Here is a 20498-nt window from a genome sequence, read left to right as displayed (position 1 = left end):
GAATCGTAGGGGGTCAGTCGAGCAGCCCGGCGTCGTGCACGAGCAGCGCGATCTGCACCCGGTTGTTCAGGTGCAACTTGGTCAGCACGCTCGACACGTGCGTTTTGACCGTCGGCACGCTCAGGAACAGGGCCGCGCCGATTTCGGCGTTGGACTTGCCGTGGCCGACCGCGACCGCGACTTCGAGCTCACGCTCCGACAGCTCGTCGAGCCGCGTACGGGCCTCGATCTTGCGTCGGTCCTGGCCGGTCTCGGCGACCCGGTCGATCAGCCGCCGTGTCACCGCGGGCGACAGCACCGGGTTGCCTTTGACCACCCGGCGGACCGCTTCGACGATCTCGCCGGGTGGTGTGTCCTTCAACAGAAATCCCGCCGCGCCTGCCCGCAATGCCCGCAGTACGTGGGCATCCGCGTCGAAGGTGGTCAGGATGATCACCTCGGGGGCGCCGGGACGGGCCCGCAGCACCTCGGTCGCCGACAGCCCGTCCATTCCGGGCATCCGGATGTCCATCAGGACGACGTCCGGCTCATACGTCGCGACCAACGGCAGCACTTCGGTCCCGTCTTTCCCTTCGCCGACGACCGTGATGTCCGGTGCGCCGCCGAACATCATCGAAAGGCCCGCTCGAACCAGCGGGTCGTCGTCAACGATCAGGACAGATGTCGTCACGCAGGCCACGGTAGCCATGCCCGCAACCGCCATCCCTCAGTGGTCGGCCCGTGCTCGAGCCGTCCGTCGGCCAATGCCACGCGTTCCCCCAAACCTTTCAGGCCCTGGCTGTCCGCCGTCAGCGCTGCCGGTTCCTCAAGTGTGTTCACGACTTCGACGGTGACGCCGTCGCCCGGTTCGCCTGTCAGCGAGATCCGAACCGGCTGGCCGGGCGCGTGTTTGCGGGCGTTGGTCAGTCCTTCTTGGACGATCCGGTAGCTCGTCAGCCCGAGCAGATCGGGCAAGGAGGCGGAAACCTGTTGGCGCAGAAGTACATCCATCCCGGCGCGGCGGGACTCGCTGACGAGCGTGGCGATGTCGGCGAACGTCGGCTGCGGCAGTTCACCGACGGGCGCGCGCAGCACACCGATGACCTCACGCAGGTCCTGCAGGGCCTGGTGCGCGCTTTCCCTGATCACCTTGGCCGCTCTCGCGATGTCCTCGGTCGCCGCGGCCGGATTGAACTCCAGCGCGCCCGCGTGCACGCTCAGCAGGGAAAGCCGGTGGCCGAGCACGTCATGCATCTCCCGCGCGATCTCCTCGCGGACCCGGTGCGCCCGCAGTTGCGCCTCGGTCTCGGCGCGATCCGCACGATCCTTGAGCGAGGTGATGAACGAACGACGGTTGTAGATGAACAAGCCCCACCAGACCGCAATGCCTTGCAGCACAATGCCAAGCACCAGCGTGTTCCACGGACCGCCGGGGTCAGGCCGGACCGTGACGTAGATCGCCGACGAGATCACGCTCGCCACGAACACCGGCATCGAGATTCGCGGCGGCCGATGCACGGCGACCGTGAACAGCGACACGATCATGGCGCCCGCGGTCAGCTCGGACACCGTCGACACGGCCAGCAGGATCAGGCAGATCTGCACCGGCCAGCGTTTGCGGATCCAGATCGTGCCGCAGGCGATCAGGCCGACCACCTGGTCGACGTCGAACAGCCATGGCGGATCGGGCATCGGCAGGTTGCCGGTCAGCCGCTCGTTCGCCGCCAGCACCCCGAGCAAGGCCGCGAGCAGGAACATCGTGGTGTCCACGAGCCAGTCACGGACACTGCGGCGGCGCTTCATATCTTCAGGACTGTACGCGGGGCGCGGTGGCCGCGCGGAAACTTGATACTTTGGTCGGAGCGGCCGATTCCTCCGGCCGATCCGCTTGCGGCCCGCTGGTTCGTAGCTTTGACGACCATGCGGAAGGTCATTTGGCTGCTCGGTGTGCTGCTGTTGCTCATCGGTGTCAGCGGCACCGTCGATTACCTGTTCTACCAGCCGTTCTTCGGGTTCATCCTGAACTCGGTGAACCGGTGGGTGATTCCGAACATCGGATTTTTGGCCGGGTATGAGCTGTATGCCAATTTGACGGTCGCTGCGGTTGGCGCGGCGCTGGCCATCAGCGCTTATCGGTCCAACTAGGACCCCTCGTGAGTGGTTAGCCGCGTTCTAACACGCCTAACCACTCACGAGGCTTGACCTGGGAAATCGTCCTGTTAGGACTCGGGTTTGTTGCGGCGGATGGCGTGCATCACGAACAGGGTCAGCAGCAACAGCAGCACGCCACCGCCCGCGCCGATCAGCGCGACGGTCATCGCCGTCCAGTCCTTCGGTTTGATCGGCGGCATGCTCGCGGGCAGGTTCTCCGCTGTGTCGTTGGGGATGTTGAATTCGGCTGGCACCATCGCGGTCAGCGCGGCGATCGGGTTGATCATTCCGTAGCCGACCAGGTTGTCCCGGCCTCCGGGCGCCGCCGGATGCTGCGCGGTCATCTTGATCCGGTGCATCACGTCGCGGGCTTTGAGGTCCGGGAATCGCTCACGGATCAACGCCGCGAGACCGGCCACGTATGGCGCCGCGAAGCTCGTTCCTTGGATCGCGGTTCGCTGCTGGCCCTGGTAGGTCTGGTTTGCCAGCGTTCCGCCTGGGTCCAGGGAGATGATCTCCGTGCCCGGCGCGGCCACGCTCACCCACGGTCCCTGCACGCTGAACGGCGCCAGGTTTCCTTTGCGGTTCACCGCGGCGACCGAGATCACGTCTTCCGCGAACCATGGTGGCGTCACGATGTGCGTTGGGTTCTTCGGATCCGGGCCGTTACGAGGGTCTTTGCAGATCGGTCCCTGGTTTCCTGCCGAGGCCACGACCACTTTGTTCTGGTCCACCGCGTAGCGCAGGGCTCGCTGCAGGTCTTTCTCCGGGCCGTTCATCGCGAACTCCGCCGAGCGGCAGTTGTCCACCGACATGTTGATCACGGTGACTTCGTCGATGTTCGCCGCGTGCACTACTGCCTGCGCCAGCGTGGTCAGGTTTCCCGCGGTTTCCTCGGACGGGTTCGGTTTTTCCGGTGTTGGCGCTGGGGTTCCCTTGTAGATCTCGCTCGATTGCCGGATCGCCAGGATCTTCGCGTCCGGGGCTACCCCGGTGAAGCCGACCTTGGTCAGGTCAGGGCTCTTCGCCGCGATGATGCCCGCGACCTCCGTGCCGTGTCCGTCGCAGTCGTCCAACGAGTTCGAGTTCTTGCTGACGTAGTCCGCACCTTTGAGCACGCGACCTTTGAGGTAGTCGTGTTCACGTACGCCGGTGTCGATCACCGCGACTACTTGGCCTTTGCCGGTCGCGAATTTCTGCGCTTCTTCGATCCTGAGCTGCTGCTGGCCCCATGGCTTGTTGGGCAGCACGACGTTTCCGTCGTTCAGGCTGCTCATGCACTGGCCCTTGGGCGCGTAGTCGACGTTTTGGGGCGGCCCTTTGGTGTCCGTGATCAGCGCCCTGGACATGTCGACCTTCGGCGGTACCGGGCCCGAGGCGTACAACGGTTTCGGCTGCTGCTGTGCGTACCCAGGGTTGGACATCAGCAGGCCGGCGACGGCGATCACCGTCGCGATCTTCGTCGGTGTCGTGGTCATCGGACTCAGATCTTGAAGTCGAGGTGCCGCAACGTCGAGTAAAGGTCCATGACGGCCAGCGAAAGCGGCAGCACGGCCGCGATGCAGATCGCCTCGAAGATCTCCACGCCCCGACGCAGCGGCGGGGAGAACTTCTGCTCGGGGAAGATCACACCGAGCACGAGTGCCGCAGCGCCGATCAACAGCAGCGCGCCGAACACCCACAGCAGCCGGTCGAAGGAACTCGCCACGACCAGCCATCCAATGAGGACACCTGCGGCGGACAGCATTCCCGTTCCCAGCAACGCGATCGCCTGGCTGCCGTTGGCGTACGTCCGGCCGCGCAGCAACAGTACGAGCGTGACCACGACCGCGGTGATGACGCCCCAGACGCCTGGGGCCGTCGCGCTGATCATCGCGGAGATCGCCGCGACGATCCCGCTGCCGACGATCATGCCGGTCATATACTCGTGCGCCAGGCCCGCGCGCCGCTCGATCGAACGGTAGTCCGGCATGGCGGTGTCTTCTTTGAGGTCTTCCGCGCTGCCCGGCACGTTCGGCAGCGGCAGCTTGGCCAGCTGGATCGTCAGCCTCGGCAGCATCGAGATTCCGGCAAGCGCGGCAGCCGCCGTACCAGCGGCGATACCGGGCGCCGGGTGATCGATCAACGTCCCGACCGTGAACGCCAGGATGCCGAACACCGAGGCCGTTCCCGCGGCGACGAACGTGGTCACGCCCGCGCCGATCAGCAGGATCGACGCCGAGGCCACGATTCCCATCAAGGCCGAGCCGAGCAGGTAGTTCGCCGCGCCAAGACCATCCGGCACGATGTATATGCCGCTCACGAACGCCATGGGCAGACCGCCCGCCGCGGCGATGAGCACGCCCGCGGTCGTCGCTTGGTACGCACGCGCGACGACGGCGCCGGCACCCACCGCGATGATCGCGGTCGCACCGGCCGCGATGGCAGCCGCGAGCTGGGAGCCGCCGTTGACCGGGCCACCCATGAACACCGCGACCGCCGCGATCACGAGCGCGATCGCGCCCGCTATGTATCCGATGCGGTTGGCTGTCTGCTTTGTCCACGGGCGGAAGCTGTCCGGGCTGGACTCCGCGATCGCGTCGACCACGTCGTCGTACAGCGGTGGCGGCGGGTTCTCGTTGCGCTTGCGCAGCTGCAACATGTCGCCGTCGACGATGCCCAACGAGCCGAGCGTGCGGCTTGGTTCCAGTGGGTTGTCGCCCAGCTTGGCCAGGCACCACCCGCCGTGCCGCGCGCCGCCGTCCGGCGTCGCCTCCCCCGCCATGTCCAGCAGCATCGGCAGCAGATCGGCCACTGACACGTCAGCGGGAAGTGCGACGTCGATGCGCGTTCTCGGCGCGACGACAGTCACCCTGCTGAACACTGTCGTACCGGTAGCCACGCCTGCCCCCTTTTCAGCTTCTGCGGAAAGTTCGCCTGACCCTATGTGCTCGCCCACTTGGCCGGGTACTTCTTCACCGAATGGCTCATCCCTGTCGGTGGGCGCCCCTAGTATGGCCGGACCGGGATCTCCTCCGCTGGCGGTTCCGCGAACTGTGTCTTTACCGAACGTCGAAGAGGGGCCCCCACCGTGAGCACGCTGCAGTTCAAGCGCATGCCACGTCTCGCCGCACCGCGACCGCCTGGCGGCGAGGTGCACCTCGAGCCGCCACCAGAGGTGCCTCGGGTCATCCCCGGCAGCATCCTGATGAAAATGATGCCGGTCGTGATGATCGTGGCGATGCTGGGCATGGTCGTCATGATGTTCACCCTCGGCGGGCCGCAGGCGCGCAACCCGATGACGCTGCTGTTCCCGGTCATGATGATGTTCTCGATGGTCGGCATGTTCGCTGGCGGCGGTGGCCGAAGCGGCGGGCAGAAGAAAGCCGAGATGAACGAGGACCGCAAGGACTACCTGCGCTACCTCGGCCAGATGCGCGACCGGGCCCGTGAAGCCGCCCGTGACCAGCGGCTCGAGCGCGAGTGGATCCACCCGGACCCCGAGGCACTCTGGTCGATCGCCCAGTCCTCCCGGCGCATGTGGGAGCGCCGCCAAGCCGACGCCGACTTCTGCCACCTGCGGGTCGGCCGGGCCTCGACCAGGCTGGCCACCCGGCTCGTGCCGCCGCAGACCGGCCCGGTCGACGAGCTGGAACCGATCGCCACGCTGGCGCTGCGCCGGTTCGTGCGCGCCCACTCGATCGTGCCCGACCTGCCGATCTCGCTGGCGATCCGCAACTTCGCCGCGGTCAGCTTCTCCGGCGAGAAGGAGCTGACCCGCGCGCTGGCCAGGGCGATGCTGGCCCAGCTGGTGACGTTCCACACCCCGGACGACGTGATCGTCGCCGTCGTGACCACCGGCCGCGCCAAAGCCGAGTGGGAATGGGCGAAGTGGCTGCCGCACGCGCAGCACCCCTCGATGGTCGACGGCATCGGCCAGATGCGGCTGATGGCGGGCTCGCTCGCCCAGGTCGAGCACTGGCTGGACGAGCAGCTGCGCGACCGGCAGCGGTTCACCCGCAACGCGCCGCCGCAGCCGGACCAGCCGCACGTGGTGATCGTGATCGACGACGGTGACGTCACCCGTGAAGAGCAGATCATCCTGGAAGAAGGACTGATCGGCGTCACACTGCTCGACCTGTCCGACACGCTCGGCAACCTGACTTCCCGGCGTGGCCTGCGGCTGGTCGTCGAGCCGACGCGGCTCGGCGCGCGCAGCGGCACGAGCGGCGTCGAATGGTTCGGCGCGCCGGACACGCTGAGCATCGCCGAGGCGGAAGCGTTGGCGCGCAAGCTTTCGCCGTACCGGCTCGGCAGTGGTGCCGCGGACTCCGGCGAGGAGGAGCCGCTGCTGTCCAACCCGACGCTGCTGGAACTGCTTGGTATTCCAGGCGATCCGATGACGTTCGACGTGCAGTCGGCGTGGCGGCCACGACCGGTCCGCGACCGCTACCGGGTCCCGTTCGGGATCGGCGAGTTCGGTCAGGCCGTCGAGCTGGACATCAAAGAGGCGGCGATGGAGGGCATGGGCCCGCACGGCCTGTGCATCGGCGCGACCGGTTCCGGTAAGTCGGAGTTCCTCAGAACTCTGGTACTCGGCATGCTGGCGACGCACTCGTCCACGATCCTCAACTTCGTCCTGGTCGACTTCAAGGGTGGTGCGACGTTCCTCGGTCTCGACGACGCGCCACACGTCGCCGCGACCATCACCAACCTGCAGGGCGACCTGACGCTGGTCGACCGGATGAAGGACGCGCTCGCCGGTGAGATGAACCGGCGCCAGGAAGCGCTGAAGAACGGTGGCAACTTCAAGAACGTGTGGGAGTACGAGAAGGCCCGTGAGAACGGCGCCGACCTCGACCCGTTGCCCGCGTTGTTCATCGTGGTCGACGAGTTCTCCGAGCTGTTGTCGGCCAAGCCGGACTTCATCGACCTGTTCGTCGCGATCGGCCGGCTCGGCCGGTCGCTGCAGATGCACATGCTGCTGGCCTCGCAGCGCCTCGAAGAAGGCAAGCTGCGTGGCCTCGACTCGCACCTGTCGTACCGGATCGGTCTGAAGACGTTCTCCGCGGCGGAATCCCGTGCGGCGATCGGTGTTCCGGACGCGTTCGAGCTGCCTTCCATTCCAGGGTCCGGGTATCTGAAGTTCGACACCTCGACCATGGTGCGGTTCAAGGCTTCCTACGTGTCCGGCCCGTATCGGCCTGCCGGTATGCAGACCGCTGGCCCGTCGGCGCCGGTCACGAGTGACAAGCGGCCCCGGCTGTTCGTGCCGGACTTCATCGAGATCGCCAAGGAACCGATCAGGCCGGTCGAGCAGCCCAAGGAGCAGAAGCCGGAAGGCGGCACCGAGGAGAGCGAGCTCGACGTCATCGTCAAGCGGCTCTACAAGCAGGGCCCGCCCGCGCACGAGGTGTGGCTGCCGCCGCTGGAAGTCTCGTCCACATTGGACGAACTGCTCTCGCCGTTGCAGCCGACCGAGGACCGCGGCATGACCGTGCCCGGGCACTTCGCCAACGGACGGCTCCAGGTGCCGCTCGGCATCATCGACAAGCCGTTCGAACAGCGCCGTGACCTGCTGTGGGCGGACTTCTCCGGTGCCGCGGGGCATGCCGCGCTCGTCGGTGGTCCGCAGTCAGGCAAGTCGATGCTGCTGCGAACTCTGGTGATGTCGATGGCGTTGACGCACACCCCGCAGGAAGCGCAGTTCTACTGCCTCGACCTCGGTGGTGGAACGCTCGCGTCGCTGCGCGGCCTGCCGCATGTCGGTGGTGTGGCGTCCAGGTTGGACCCGGATCTGGCTCGACGGATGATCGCCGAGATCACCTCGTTGATCACCGAACGCGAGCAGATGTTCCGGGACAACGGGATCGACTCGATGGTCGAGTTCCGCAACCGGAAGCGGCAGGGCCAGCTCGCCGAGGACCCGTTCGGTGACGTGTTCCTGATCGTGGACGGCTGGATGAACTTCCGGCAGGAGTTCGAGGCGCTCGAGGCCCAGGTGGTGAACCTGGTCGCGCAGGGTCTTTCGTATGGCGTGCACGTGATCGTCGCCGCCAACCGGTGGGCGGAGATCCGGCCTGCGGTGAAGGACCTGATGGGCACCCGGTTCGAGCTGCGGCTCGGTGACCCGACCGAGTCCGACATCGACCGGCGCGTCGCCGTGAACGTGCCAGCTGGCCGCCCCGGCCGCGGTCTGACCCGCGACAAGCTGCACTTCCTCGTCGGCCTGCCGAGGATCGACGGCTCGCCGAAGTCCGAGGACGTCGGTGCCGGTGTGCAGGACGCGTCGGCCAAGATCAGGCAGTACTGGCGTGGCCCGTCGGCGCCGGCGATCCGCCTGCTGCCGGACCTGATGCCGTACGACGACCTGATCAAGATGGACAAGCACCGCAACTCCAGGCTGATCCCGATCGGTGTGAACGAGGACGAGCTGGCCCCGGTCTACCTCGACTTCGACGCCGAGCCGCACTTCCTCGCGTTCGCCGACGGTGAGTCCGGCAAGACGAACCTGCTGCGCAACATCGTCCGCGGAATCATGGAGCGCTACTCCGAAGACCAAGTGGTCGTGCTGCTCGTCGACTACCGCCGCACGATGCTCGGCTTCATCAACACCGGCCACCTGCTCGGATACGCGGTCTCGGCCAACCAGCTCAACGACATGATGCGCGACGTCGTCGGCTCGCTGAAGAAGCGGCTACCCGGTCCCGACACCACGCAGGAGCAGCTGAAGAGCCGCTCATGGTGGTCCGGCCCGGAACTGTTCGTCATCGTCGACGACTACGACCTGGTCGCAACCCAAGGCGGCAACCCGCTGCAGCCGCTGCAGGAATTCCTCCCGCAGGCCAAGGACGTCGGTATGCACATGATCGTCGCCCGCCGCTCGGGTGGCGCGTCGCGTGCGGCCTTCGACCCGATCATCGGCAAGCTGAAGGAACTGTCCGTCCCCGGCCTGGTGATGAGCGCGAGCAAGGACGAAGGTGTCCTGCTCGGCACGTACAAGTCCAAGCCGCTGCCACCTGGCCGAGGTGTGATGGTCACCCGCAAGCTCGGCCAGCAGCTGATCCACACCTCCTGGATCCAGCCGGACTAGCAGCCCTCGTGAGTGGTTGGCGGCGTTCTAACCCTGCTAACCACTCACGAGGCCTGAGCTGGGAAGTAGGCATATGTTCAGCCCGTCGGAAGACCAGAACCGGCGGCTGCTGCGGGCCCGGGACGCGATGGACCGGGAATTCGACAGTCCGCTGGACGTGCCTGCGCTCGCCCGGATCGCCCTGATGTCGCCGACGCACTTCACCCGGTCGTTCCGGGCGACCTTCGGCGAGACGCCACACCGGTATCTGCAACGGCGGCGGATCGAGCGGGCGATGGCGCTGCTGCGGTCCACTTCGGTCGCGGTGACCGATGTGTCCGCACAGGTCGGATTTGAGAGTCTTGGCACGTTCAGCCGGACTTTCCGTGCCATCGTCGGGGTGTCGCCGACCGAGTACCGCACCAGGACGCGGCCGGTCGCTGTCCCCGGCTGTTTTGTCAAAGCCTGGAGCAAACCGAGTAGTTTTGGATAAGCGCACGGGCCTTCGCCGGCCATAGTGTTCCCGGCATGTTCACCCGCATCAGCATCCATTCCGTCCCTGTCCTCGACCAGGACGAAGCTCTCGATTTCTACGTCGGCAAGCTGGGGTTCCAGGTCGTCGCCGATGTCGACATGGGATTCATGCGCTGGCTCACCATCAGCCTGCCGTCCGACCCGGAGCGCCAGATCCTGCTTGAAGTCCCCAAGCCGCCACGTCTCAGCGAGGAAGTCGCCGCCCAGGTCCGGGACCTGGTGACAAAGGGAGCGCTCGGTGTCGCCGCGATCCTCAACACCGACGACTGCCAGAAGACCTACGACACCCTCAGCGCGAAAGGCGTGGAGTTCACCGAGAAGCCGACTCAGCAGCCGTACGGAATCGACTGCGCCTTGCGGGATCCGTTCGGCAACCACATCAGGATCACCCAGGTAGCCGAGGGGCCAGTGGAAGTCACCGAAGAAGACATCGCCAGGTGGCGGGGCGACTCGTAATGACTCGGTGTGCTCCTGGCATCCGATGCGAGGAGCACACCGGGACCTTTTCCCGGCCCATCTAGGTGCACGCACCCTGGCCGACCATCAGCGCACATCAGACGATGCGCCGCGATGCGCAACATCAGGGGCTTGGGGTTGGCGGTGGTCGCGGCACTCGCGGTCACCGGCGTCGTGCTGTTCGGCGAAGGCAGCCCCGCACAGGACACGCGTTTGCTGTCCGGTGCGGCGTGGCTCGCGTCCGGCAAGGTCGGTCAGGTAACGCTGCTCGACGGGATGACTGCCGAGGTCTCGGCGCAGGTTCAGGTGGCGCCCAGCGGCAACTCGCTGGCGGTCGTACAGCAAGGCACCACTGCCTACGCCGTCGACAGGAGCGCGGGCACGATCCGGCGGATCGACGGCGCGACGTTCGACGTGAGCCAGCCGGAAACCCCGATCGCGGACGCGTCCAGGGATCTCACGGTCATCCCCGGCCGGACCGCTCTGTACACAGTGGACAATCGGCGCGGCATTCTCGCCGACACCGACCCTCGCACGCTGCAACGACGTGGCGAGATGATCTCGGTCGCCGACAAGCTCACCGCTGGCACCGCGGCCGTCGACGATGAGGGCGTGTTCTGGTCGATTGATCCGGCCACCGGCAAGGTTGCCAGGGTTCATGACGGTCAGCGGTCATTGCATGATGTCGCTGAGCCTGGCGAAAGTCTGATCACGCTAGCGAATGGGCATCCTGTCGTGATCGACCGGAAGGGCGCGCGAGCCATCAGCCTCAGCAGCACGACCGCGTCCGTTGTCGACACGATCCAGCTCGATGTCCGCCCGGATGATGTGCTGCGCGCAAGCGGCTCACCGCACAACGAACGCCTTTACGTCGTGCACAAACGCGGTGTGCTGACCGTGTGCGATCTGCTGGAAAGCGATTGTTCCAAGGTGGTTCCGCTTGCCGGAGACAGCGATTTCGGTGCGCCGGTGGAAAGTGACAATCGGCTGTTCGTGCCGAACTATGCCACCGGCGAGGTGTGGATCATCGATCTGCAGCGGTCCGCGGTGCTCGCCAAACCGAAGGTCCTCGACACCGGCAGCACGTTCCAGCTGCTCACGAAGGACAGTGTCGTCTTCTACAACGACCTGATGTCCGAGAAAGCCGGCGTCATCCAGCTGGACGGCACCGTCACGCCGACCGCCAAGTACGATCCCAAGAACCCGGCCAGAGGCGTGACCACGCCGGTCACCGGCGGCCCAGGAACGCAGCAGCCGACCAAACCCGCCACTGCCAAACCCGGCACCGACAAACCGACGCCGTCCCGGCAGACCGACCAACCCGGCCAGCGAACAGGCGCCGACAAACCCAAGTCACAGCTCAAGATCAGCATGAGCGATGTCAGCCCGATCGTCGGCCAGCCGATCGAACTGCGGGTGCAGAGCCTCAGCGGCGACCAACCCACCGAGGCTCAGTGGATGTTCGGCGACGGCGCATCCGGCGATGGCGCCACCACATCGCACAAATGGGCCGCGGCGAACACCTACCAAGTCGCTGTGAAAGCCCGGATCGGCACTGAGGAAGTCGCGACATCGGTGCCCGTCACGGTTTCCGCGACCCCGACGTACAAGGTCAGGGTGCGAACGCCCGACGGCGGTAAAATCACCGGAAACGGCATTGATTGCCCTGGCACGTGCGAGGTCGATCTCCCACCGGACACCGGCATCAAACTCGTCGCGACACCCAGCCAAGGCCGCACGCACGGCTCGTGGCAGAACTGTCCTGGCAGCACAACCAGTTGCGAGTTCGTCCTGACCGGCGACCGGCTGAACATCGGCTACACCTTCGGCACGGCCGCGGATCCGGTCACCGTCAGAGTCACGCAGAACGCCGACGGCATCGTGGAAGGCAGCGGGATCACGTGCCCGAGTACGTGTGAGGTCCAGGTCCCGCGCAACACCGAAATCTCGCTGAGCGCCCGGGCCGCCGACCCCGACCGGCACGCTTTCGACAAATGGGGTGGCGCGTGCACAGGCGCCGTTCAGCCTTGCAAGGTCAAGGCTTCGGCCAACGTGACCACAGTGCAGACCACCTGGAAACGCAAGCCGATCAAGCTGACCATCACCTGCACCAAGATCTACGACGCGGATGGCACCATCTCTGTGTCCAATGGAAGCAAGTGCGTGACTGCCGGCAGGGCCTCGACCTCGATCGTCGTCACCGGCAAACCCGGCGACTCATTCGACCTGGTCGCGACCGAGGACGCCCCCAAACGTGATGGCTACACCAGCCACTTCGACAAATATGGGGGCACTGGTGGCTGCCGCACCGATGGCACCAAGACCTGCCAGGTCACACTCAAGGACACAGATACTGAGGTGACCGTGACAGGGCACTTCCGGGGACTCAAGAAGAACTAGCTGCCACCGCCCTGCGCGGGTGGTGTGTCCACCGTGCCCGCGCTCGGATCCAGTGGCACCGTGTCGAAGCTCCGGTTCACGTCCTTCGCCGACAACGACGCCCCATCAGGCAACAGCCGCACAATCGCGTCCGGCGCCGGGCTTTGCTTGTCGAGACCGAGCGCACCCGCTGTCCTCGTGTCCGGGATGCCGTACTTCACGCCACGGTCCGAGATCAGGTAGATCGGGCCACGGTCGAAGTCCGCTTTGGACGCCGAACCCCTGACCACAGCGGCCCGGCCCGGCGGCATGAAGAATCCGTCCAGCCGCTGGCCGTCCGCACCCGGGGTCGAGATCTTCAGCGGCTGCATCCGGGCGCCCGACGTGTCCTTCGGCGTCGGCAGTTCGCCGCTGATGTGCAGCGACGTGTGGCCGTCGCGCGCGTCGCCCGTGCCCTGCAGGTTCCAGCCGAGGCAGGCGACCGAGTTGCCCGCGGCCTGCGCTTTCAGCACGTCCGGTGGGGTGTCCGGGGCCAGGTTGTCGTCGATCCGGTTCTGGATCGTCTGCGTGCCGATCTGGTCCGGCGAGACCTGCTGGAGGTTCGCGCCACCGGCCGACTTCTCGTACCGGATCAGGTCGGCCGTCACCGACTTGATCCGCTCGATGCCGTCGCTGTACTGGACGTAGTAGTCGCGGGTGTTGGCGTTCTGCACCGTGAACACCGCGCCGACCGGCACACCGAGGTTGGACGTTCCGCTGCCGGAGATCACGGGCGCGGCCAGCGCCTTCACCTCGGGGATCGCGTTCAGCATGCCCGTGCTGATCCGGCGGATGTCGGTGCCTTCGAGGTTGAGCGCCTGGCGCACCGACGCCTTCGTCACGTCGACCTCGGCGCGGACCGCGTTGGAGTTGCGCTCGTTGACGTTGCTCGGCGTCCGGTAGACCAGGTAGGTCTTCCTGTTCTCCGCCTGCACCAGCAGCGATTCGCCTGGCTGCAGCTCCCTGTTCAGGTCGCTCACGCCAGCGAGCACCGTCGTCTGGATGCCGGTCGCCTGGTTGGCTTCCGGCAACGACGGGTCGATCACGATCCGGTCGCACACCGCCCAGTTGTCCGAGATCCGCTGGTCGTCGGCGGGTAGCAGCTGCGGTCCGTTCAGGATCCCGGTCAGCTGGCGCTTCGGGATGTCCTTGAGGTCCTTGTCCGCGACCACCCGTGGGTTCTCCGGCGGCGTCGCCGGGGTGTCCACATCGGTCTCACCGCCGCCCGCGCCGCCGTTGTTCTGGCCCTGGTTCTGCTGGGCCAGCATCAGCAGGCGCGCCGACGCCAGGTTGAACGTCGGCGTCAGGGTCTTCGGGTTGCCGGAGACCACGTACACCGTGCCGGACGGCTGGGCGATGATGATCCCCGCTTCCGGCAGCGCCGGTTTGGGCGCGAGCAGGCCCACGATCACGAACCCGAGCACACCGATCGCGCCGAGGATGAACCCGACGGCGGTCGCACGCGAGTGCGTGCGCATCGGGTCGTGCAGCATCACTGCGTCCTTCCGGACCAGCGCGGACTGCATCCTTCGCAGCACGAAGCGATACGCCTGAACCTGAGACTTTGTCGTCGGTGTTGAGGGCATTCTCGGCCTGCAGCTCTCCCTGTCGCGGTACGGTTCCGCAGGATAGCCGTAGCAGAAGGCGCGGACTGGCAGTTCCGGTGAACTGGCACTGACCAGGCCTGCCATCGAGGGGAAGAGACGGATAGGGATGTCGGTGACCACGCCACCACGCCATGGCGGACCACCGCCGGGGGGACGTCCACCAGGCGGTGGGCCACCCGGCGGAATGCCGCCGGGAGGGCCGCCGCCGGGCGGAAGGCCTCCTGGTGGGCGCCCACCCGGTCCACCCGGTCCGCCGCCGGGTCAGCGTCCGCCGGGCGGTACGCCGCCGGGTGGCACCGGGCCGATGCCGCAGCAGCAGCCGAGTGCGCCCAAGATCCCGATCTCGGCACGCAGAAGGCAGACCGGCGCGAGCCTCGGCGCGCTGCCGGTGACCAACCTCGTCGTTGTCGAGCTCGGCCTGGCGATCGGCCTGATCTTGCTGGCGATCAACACGAGCCTGCTGTACGTGTCGATCTGTGTTCTCGTGGTCGCGCTGCTGTTCGCGTTCATCCGCTGGCGTGGCCGCTGGTTCCCGCAGTGGGTGAGCTTGACCACTCGCTACACGTTCCGGTCGCACGGCAGAGTGACGAAGCCCTCAGCCCCGATCTCGATGGAACAGGTCGCCGCGGACAGCGCGGCCGCGGTCACTGGCCCCGAGGACGCGCGCGTCGCGTTGCTGCGGTTGGCCGCGCCTGACCTCGTTGTCGCACACGCGCAGGATCACGAGGGCAACCCGCTGGGTTTGGCGTGGCACGACGGCTCGTGGACCGCTGTGCTGCTTGTCGATCCCACGCCGAGCTTGGTCACGCAGGCCGACGCGCTGCCAAGCCTGCCGCTCGGCGCGCTGGCGCCGTGCCTGGAAGACCGTGGTGTTGTGTTGGACGCGATTCAGGTGATCTGGCACTGTTACCCGGGAAGCACGTCGCTGCCGCCCAACTCGCCCGCGCTCAGCGCGTATCTCGAAGTGCTCGGGCCGTTGCCCGCAGCCGCGCGACGCACCACGTGGGTGGCCGTACGCCTTGACCCAAGTCGTTGTCCCGCAGCGGTTCGTGAGCGTGGCGGCGGTGTTGTCGGTTCGCATCGCGCACTGATCGGCGCGCTTTCTCGTGTCCGCAGCGCGCTCGAATCACGTGGCGTGCCAACGCGTCCGCTCGATCCCGACGAGTTGCTCAAGGCAGGCATCACGTCAGCCGAACTCACCGCGGTCGCCGGGACGAACACCCGCGTGAGCTTGCAGGAGAAGTGGACGGGAGTGACCGCGGCCGGTGTCGGCCACGCGAGCTACTCGATCACCGGCTGGCCCAACGGCAAAACCGCGACGAGCTTGAACGCGCTGACCGGTGTGCGGGCGTTGTCGTCGACCATCGCGTTGTCGCTTTCGCCTGGCGCAGAAGACAACCAGATCGGTGTGCGCGGTCTTGTGCGCGTCAGCGCGCGGACGCCCGGCGAACTCGACGCCGCCGACGGCAAGCTCGAGGAGATCTCCGACAAGCTCGGGATCACCCTGACCCCGTTGCGTGGCCTGCAGGTCGCTGGCCTCGCCGCCACGTTGCCACTGGGAGGTGCGGTGTGAGCAGTTCCAGGTTGGTGGACGCGCAGGGGCTCAACAAGGGCGTCGCGCCCGAGTTCACGGTCTCGCCGGAAATGCTCGACCACGTCAGCCTTTCCGGCGATCGCGGCGGCATGGTGCTCGGGATGGGCATGGGCGGCGAGCCGCTGATCGTGTCCGCGCTGCGCCCGGCACCGACCAGGATCGTGCTGGTCGGCGGGATGTATCTGGCGCTGCAGACGGCGTTGCGCGCGATGGCCGTCGGCGCGTGGGTGGTGGTCGCGACCGGGCGTCCGACGAAGTGGCAGGTGCTCGTGAAGGCTGCGGGCACCGGACCGGATGGGCGGCCGGTTCCGCTGGCGCAGATCCGCAGGCTCAGCCCGGTCGAACTGCCCCGGCCGAGCGAGGACGGCCCGCTACTCGTTGTGCACGACGGTGGACCGACGCCGCAGGAACTGTTCCCGCCGAGAACGCCATGGCAGACCACAATTTACGTTTTGCCGTATTTGCACCCGCAGGCTGGCGCCACCGCGAACGCGGCTGATCTTGTGCTTATGCAACGACTTCCAGCGGGCCAAGCACAACTCGCGCAGCGCATTTGGCGACTGCCCGCGCACTTGATCAATCAGCTCACGTCGCTGCAAGATGACCAGGTCGTGGCCTTCAACGCGAACCTCTGGCGGCCATTGAGATTGTTCACCACACAGCGCGAACAACAGATCCTTGGCCCCATTAGGCGCGGAGACTGACATCTTTCTGGGAATATGTAAACCCCCGATGTGACCTTGTGTTATCACCCGGTGACAGCTCAGTCTGTTGATCCGTCCTTCCCGTCGTGTACGGCCTGGTGTCGTCACAGGCCGTGCACGCCCTGCACGAAGGAGATCTCAGGATGGGTGTAAGTCGGGCTGCCCGAATCACGGGCATCGCTGGGATCGCCGCGGCCGTTGCCGCGTCGGTCGGGCTGGCCACGCCGGTGTCCGCCGCTCAAGGCCAGATTCTCGGCCTTGACGCGGCTGGCGTGGTCAAAGATTCCTTTGTGGTCGTTCTGAAGAACACGCCACAGACCGCTGCCACGCTGAGCCAGAAGTACGGCGCCAGCGTGACGCACACGTACAAGTCCGCGCTGAACGGCTTCGCCGCGACGATGTCCGAGGCACAGGCCCGCAAGCTGGCCGCCGACCCGGCCGTCGCGTACGTCCAGGCCAACAAGACGTTCACGGTCAACGACACCCAGCCGAACCCGCCTTCGTGGGGGCTCGACCGGATTGACCAGCGCAACCTGCCGCTGGACAACTCCTATACCTACCCGAACAACGCGTCCAATGTGAACGCGTACATTTTGGACACCGGGATTCGCCTGACGCACCAGACGTTCGGCGGCCGCGCGGTCACCGGCTTCGACGCGATCGACCAGGGCGGCACCGCAAACGACTGCCACGGCCACGGCACGCACGTCGCGGGCACCGTCGGCGGTTCACAGTACGGCGTGGCCAAGGGCGTCAAGCTCTACGCGGTCCGCGTGCTGAACTGCCAGGGTTCCGGCACGACCGCGCAGGTCGTCGCCGGAATCGACTGGGTGACCGCCAACGCCGTGAAGCCCGCGGTCGCCAACATGAGCCTCGGCGGCGGCGCTGACACGGCTCTGGACGACGCGGTGAAGCGGTCGATCGCGGCTGGCGTCACGTACGCCATCGCGTCCGGCAACTCCTACGGCGCAAACGCTTGCAACTACTCCCCGGCACGCGTGCCCGAGGCGATCACCGTGAACGCGTCGACCAACACCGACGCCCGCGCCAACTTCTCCAACGTCGGCACGTGCACCGACATCTACGCACCCGGCCAGAGCATCGTGTCCTCGTGGAACACGAACGACACCGCCACCAACAACATCAGCGGCACCTCGATGGCGACCCCGCACGTCGCGGGCGCGGCCGCGCTGTACCTGTCCGCCAACACGAACGCGACCCCGCAGCAGGTCCGTGACGCGCTGGTGAACTCGGCGACGAGCGACAAGATCACCGACCCGGGCGCTGGCTCGCCGAACAAGCTGCTGTACGTCGGCGCCGGTGGCACCGAGCCGCCGCCGGTCACCTGCGCGACCAAGACCAACGACACCGACTTCCCGATCCCGGACCGGGCCACAGTGAACAGCCCGATCTCGGTTTCGGAGTGCTCGGGCAAGAAGGGCTCGACGTCCGCGAAGGTCTCGGTCGACATCACCCACACGTGGCGTGGCGACCTGAGGATCGACCTTGTGTCGCCTGGCGGCACAGTCCGCAACCTCAAGGAGCAGACCGGCGGCGACAGCGAGGACAATGTCATCGAGACGTACACGGTGAATCTGTCACCGGAAGATGCCAACGGAACCTGGACATCGCGCGTCGCGGACATGCTGAGCGGCGACAGCGGAAACCTCAATAAGTGGACATTGGTCATCTAACAGCCAGACAGTTGGACTGTTCGGCGTAATTCACGTTGCGCCGAACAGTCCAATTCATTCCCAGAAGTTCTTTCTGGCGATACGTGACTCACCGAAGTTACGTTGTTCTCTTGCGTAATGCACTGGTAGCCGACAAATGTGTAGTTCGTTCCTTCCAAACCGTCCGTTCCGCTTTCCACCGGCGCGGACGCCCTGCTAGAAGGAGACCAGAGGATGCGAGTAATGAAGGCTGCCCGTATGACGGGCACAGCCGGAATCGCGGCGGTGCTGTTCGCCGCGACAATCGGACTGGCCACGCCTGCGCACGCCGCTGAAGGCACAATCCTCGACGTCAACGCGGCTGACGTGGTGCCGAATTCATACATCGTCGCACTGAAGAACACGCCGGCGAACGCCGCGTCGTTGACCCAGAAGTACGGCGGAACGGTCAAGTTCACCTACAAAGCCGCACTGAACGGTTTCGCCGCGGACATGACCGCGCAGCAAGCACGTCGTCTCGCCGCGGACCCAGCGGTCGACTACGTGCAGGCAGACCAGATGATGAGGATCACCGCGACACAGCAGAACCCGCCGTCGTGGGGCCTCGACCGGATCGACCAGCGCAACCTGCCGCTGAACAACGCATACACGTACCCGAACACAGCGTCCAATGTGAACGCGTACATCATCGACACCGGAATCCTGTTGACGCACAGCACCTTCGGTGGCCGTGCCCGCACCGGTTTCGACGCGATCACCTCGGGCGGCACCGCCAACGACTGCCACGGCCACGGCACGCACGTCGCCGGAACCGTTGGTGGCTCGCAATACGGTGTGGCCAAGGGCGTCCAGCTCTACGCCGTCCGCGTGCTCAGCTGCTCCGGCTCCGGCACGACCGCACAGGTCGTCGCGGGTGTCGACTGGGTGACCGCGAACCACCGCAAGCCAGCCGTTGCCAACATGAGCCTCGGTGGCGGCGCCAACACCTCGATCGACGCGGCAGTGCGCCGTTCGATCGCGGCAGGCGTCACCTACGCGATCGCGTCCGGCAACTCCGACGGCGCCAACGCGTGCAGCTTCTCCCCGGCCCGGGTCACCGAAGCGATCACGGTGAACGCCTCGACGAACACCGACGCCCGCGCCTCCTTCTCGAACATCGGTAACTGCACCGACCTGTTCGCGCCAGGCCAGAGCATCGTGTCGTCGTGGATCGGCAGCAACACGGCGACAAACAACATCAGCGGCACCTCGATGGCAACCCCGCACGTCGCAGGCGCGGCCGCGCTGTACCTGTCCACCGCACCCACCGCCACCCCGGCACAGGTGCAGAGCACGCTGATCTCGCGTTCGACCCCGAACGTGATCACCAACGCGGGCACGGGCTCCCCGAACCGCCTGCTGTTCGTCCAGCAGTAACGAAGGATCCCGCGTAGCCGGGGAGGCTCCCACCCTGCACAGGAGCGTCCTTCCTCGTGAGTGGTTATTCGTGTTCTAACACGAATAACCACTCACGAGGCCATAGTGCGGATGTTTCGAGTTTCGGCTGCTCGTGCCGCGAGGTCTTCGGGCGCCGGGTAGTCCACTTTGGTCAGGACTAGGCCATGGGCTGGGGCGACGGTGACTTCGCTGGAACGGGCCTCAGCGGTCAGCAGGCGCGCGGGCCAGTCGATCGGGCGCTTTCCTTCTCCCACAGCCAGAAGGGCGCCGACGAGGCTGCGGACCATCGAGTGGCAGAAGGCGTCGGCTGAGACCTCGGCGACCAGGATGCCTTCGGATCGGTGCCAATCGAGGCGCTGGAGTTCGCGGATCGTGGTAGCACCTTCCCTGCGTTTGCAGAAGGCCACGAAGTTGTGTGTTCCCAGCAGGGTCTGGGCTGCCGCGTTGATCAGGGATACGTCAAGCGGGCGCGGCCAGGCCACGATGTGGTTGCGCTGCAAGGGTTCCACGACGGCGTCGGATACGCGGTACGTGTAATGCCTGCGCAGCGCGGAAAAGCGTGCGTCGAAGTCCTTTGTGACCTCGGAAACGCCCAGAATCCTGATATCACCGGGCAAAGCGCGGTTCAGGCGGTACGCCTCGGGGACCGCAGGCAGGTCCACATGGGCCACTTGGCCCGTCGCGTGCACGCCAGCATCCGTGCGGCCTGCGACCGTCAGACGGACTTCAGGCAGCCGCAAAACTTGGGCGAGAGTGTCTTCCAGGACGCCACATACCGTGCGGCGTTCGGGTTGACGGGCCCAGCCAGAGAAATCCGTGCCGTCGTAGGAAATGTCCAGGCGTATACGCAGGAGCCCGTCGTCCCCAGTGGGGGCGACGGGCTCCTGGTCGAAC

Annotated in this window: 15 protein-coding genes; 9 read left to right on the top strand and 6 right to left on the bottom strand. The window is 66.2% G+C overall.

Translation table 11 applies throughout. The features are described 5' to 3' along the window. Positions 1-13 precede the first annotated feature (13 nt). Both LWC34_RS23535 and LWC34_RS23530 read right to left on the bottom strand, forming a co-directional pair. Entirely contained in the window at positions 14-688 is a 675-nt protein-coding gene (locus LWC34_RS23535) for a response regulator transcription factor (RefSeq protein ID WP_233727314.1), read from the bottom strand. Continuing rightward, positions 667-1782: a sensor histidine kinase gene (locus tag LWC34_RS23530; protein WP_233727313.1), complete on the bottom strand. Its 1116-nt coding sequence runs from the start codon at positions 1780-1782 to the stop codon at positions 667-669. Before LWC34_RS23530 ends, LWC34_RS23535 begins: the two co-directional genes overlap by 22 nt. A 117-nt stretch (positions 1783-1899) precedes the next feature. On the opposite strand from LWC34_RS23530, the gene LWC34_RS23525 reads away from it, so the two are divergent. Further along, on the top strand, positions 1900-2124 hold the full coding sequence (locus LWC34_RS23525) for a hypothetical protein (protein ID WP_233727312.1): 225 nt from the start codon (positions 1900-1902) through the stop codon (positions 2122-2124). Between the two features lie 74 nt (positions 2125-2198). Here LWC34_RS23525 and mycP read toward each other — a convergent pair whose 3' ends face one another. Next, complete coding sequence (gene mycP / locus LWC34_RS23520; RefSeq protein ID WP_233727311.1) at positions 2199-3608, bottom strand: type VII secretion-associated serine protease mycosin; 1410 nt, start codon at positions 3606-3608, stop codon at positions 2199-2201. 5 nt (positions 3609-3613) lie between these two features. Next, positions 3614-5011 (bottom strand): type VII secretion integral membrane protein EccD, encoded by a 1398-nt coding sequence (eccD, locus tag LWC34_RS23515; protein ID WP_233727310.1) that lies wholly within the window; start codon positions 5009-5011, stop codon positions 3614-3616. A 189-nt stretch (positions 5012-5200) separates the two neighbouring features. Between eccD and eccCa the strand changes: the two genes are divergently transcribed. From eccCa to LWC34_RS23495, 4 genes are all read left to right on the top strand, one after another. Then, positions 5201-9202 carry a type VII secretion protein EccCa gene (gene eccCa / locus LWC34_RS23510; RefSeq protein ID WP_233727309.1) on the top strand — a complete coding sequence of 1334 codons (4002 nt, stop codon included), beginning with the start codon at positions 5201-5203 and terminating at the stop codon, positions 9200-9202. Between the two features lie 73 nt (positions 9203-9275). Continuing rightward, positions 9276-9674 (top strand): helix-turn-helix domain-containing protein, encoded by a 399-nt coding sequence (locus LWC34_RS23505; protein WP_233727308.1) that lies wholly within the window; start codon positions 9276-9278, stop codon positions 9672-9674. 35 nt (positions 9675-9709) lie between these two features. Next, complete coding sequence (locus LWC34_RS23500) at positions 9710-10171, top strand: VOC family protein (RefSeq protein ID WP_233727307.1); 462 nt, start codon at positions 9710-9712, stop codon at positions 10169-10171. A gap of 114 nt (positions 10172-10285) precedes the next feature. Beyond that, positions 10286-12571, top strand: coding sequence for a PKD domain-containing protein (locus tag LWC34_RS23495; protein ID WP_233727306.1), 2286 nt, complete (start codon positions 10286-10288; stop codon positions 12569-12571). On the opposite strand, the gene eccB is transcribed toward LWC34_RS23495, so the two are convergent. Continuing rightward, positions 12568-14175 carry a type VII secretion protein EccB gene (gene eccB / locus LWC34_RS23490; protein ID WP_233727305.1) on the bottom strand — a complete coding sequence of 536 codons (1608 nt, stop codon included), beginning with the start codon at positions 14173-14175 and terminating at the stop codon, positions 12568-12570. The two genes, LWC34_RS23495 and eccB, sit on opposite strands and share 4 nt — an antisense overlap. A 409-nt stretch (positions 14176-14584) precedes the next feature. Here eccB and eccE point away from each other — a divergent pair, with 409 nt between their 5' ends. From eccE to LWC34_RS23470, 4 genes are all read left to right on the top strand, one after another. Next, positions 14585-15769, top strand: a complete 1185-nt coding sequence (gene eccE, locus LWC34_RS23485) for a type VII secretion protein EccE (RefSeq protein ID WP_233728849.1) — start codon at positions 14585-14587, stop codon at positions 15767-15769. Positions 15770-15840: 71 nt separating this feature from the next. Next, a complete protein-coding gene (locus LWC34_RS23480; RefSeq protein ID WP_372496660.1) occupies positions 15841-16494 on the top strand; it encodes a hypothetical protein in 654 nt (217 codons plus the stop codon). Between the two features lie 143 nt (positions 16495-16637). Beyond that, positions 16638-18188: a S8 family peptidase gene (locus tag LWC34_RS23475; RefSeq protein ID WP_233727304.1), complete on the top strand. Its 1551-nt coding sequence runs from the start codon at positions 16638-16640 to the stop codon at positions 18186-18188. Positions 18189-18401: 213 nt separating this feature from the next. Then, the gene (locus tag LWC34_RS23470) at positions 18402-19583 is read left to right on the top strand and encodes a S8 family peptidase (protein ID WP_233727303.1); all 1182 of its coding nucleotides are present in this window, start codon (positions 18402-18404) and stop codon (positions 19581-19583) included. Positions 19584-19675: 92 nt separating this feature from the next. Here LWC34_RS23470 and truA read toward each other — a convergent pair whose 3' ends face one another. Beyond that, positions 19676-20449, bottom strand: coding sequence for a tRNA pseudouridine(38-40) synthase TruA (truA, locus tag LWC34_RS23465; protein ID WP_233728846.1), 774 nt, complete (start codon positions 20447-20449; stop codon positions 19676-19678). Positions 20450-20498: the final 49 nt, after the last annotated feature.

The sequence above is a fragment of the Kibdelosporangium philippinense genome, from assembly GCF_021390435.2.
In the GTDB taxonomy this organism is placed as follows: domain Bacteria; phylum Actinomycetota; class Actinomycetes; order Mycobacteriales; family Pseudonocardiaceae; genus Kibdelosporangium; species Kibdelosporangium philippinense.
Note: the sequence above shows the minus strand (reverse complement) of the source record. Positions and strands in the feature narration are given on the sequence as shown.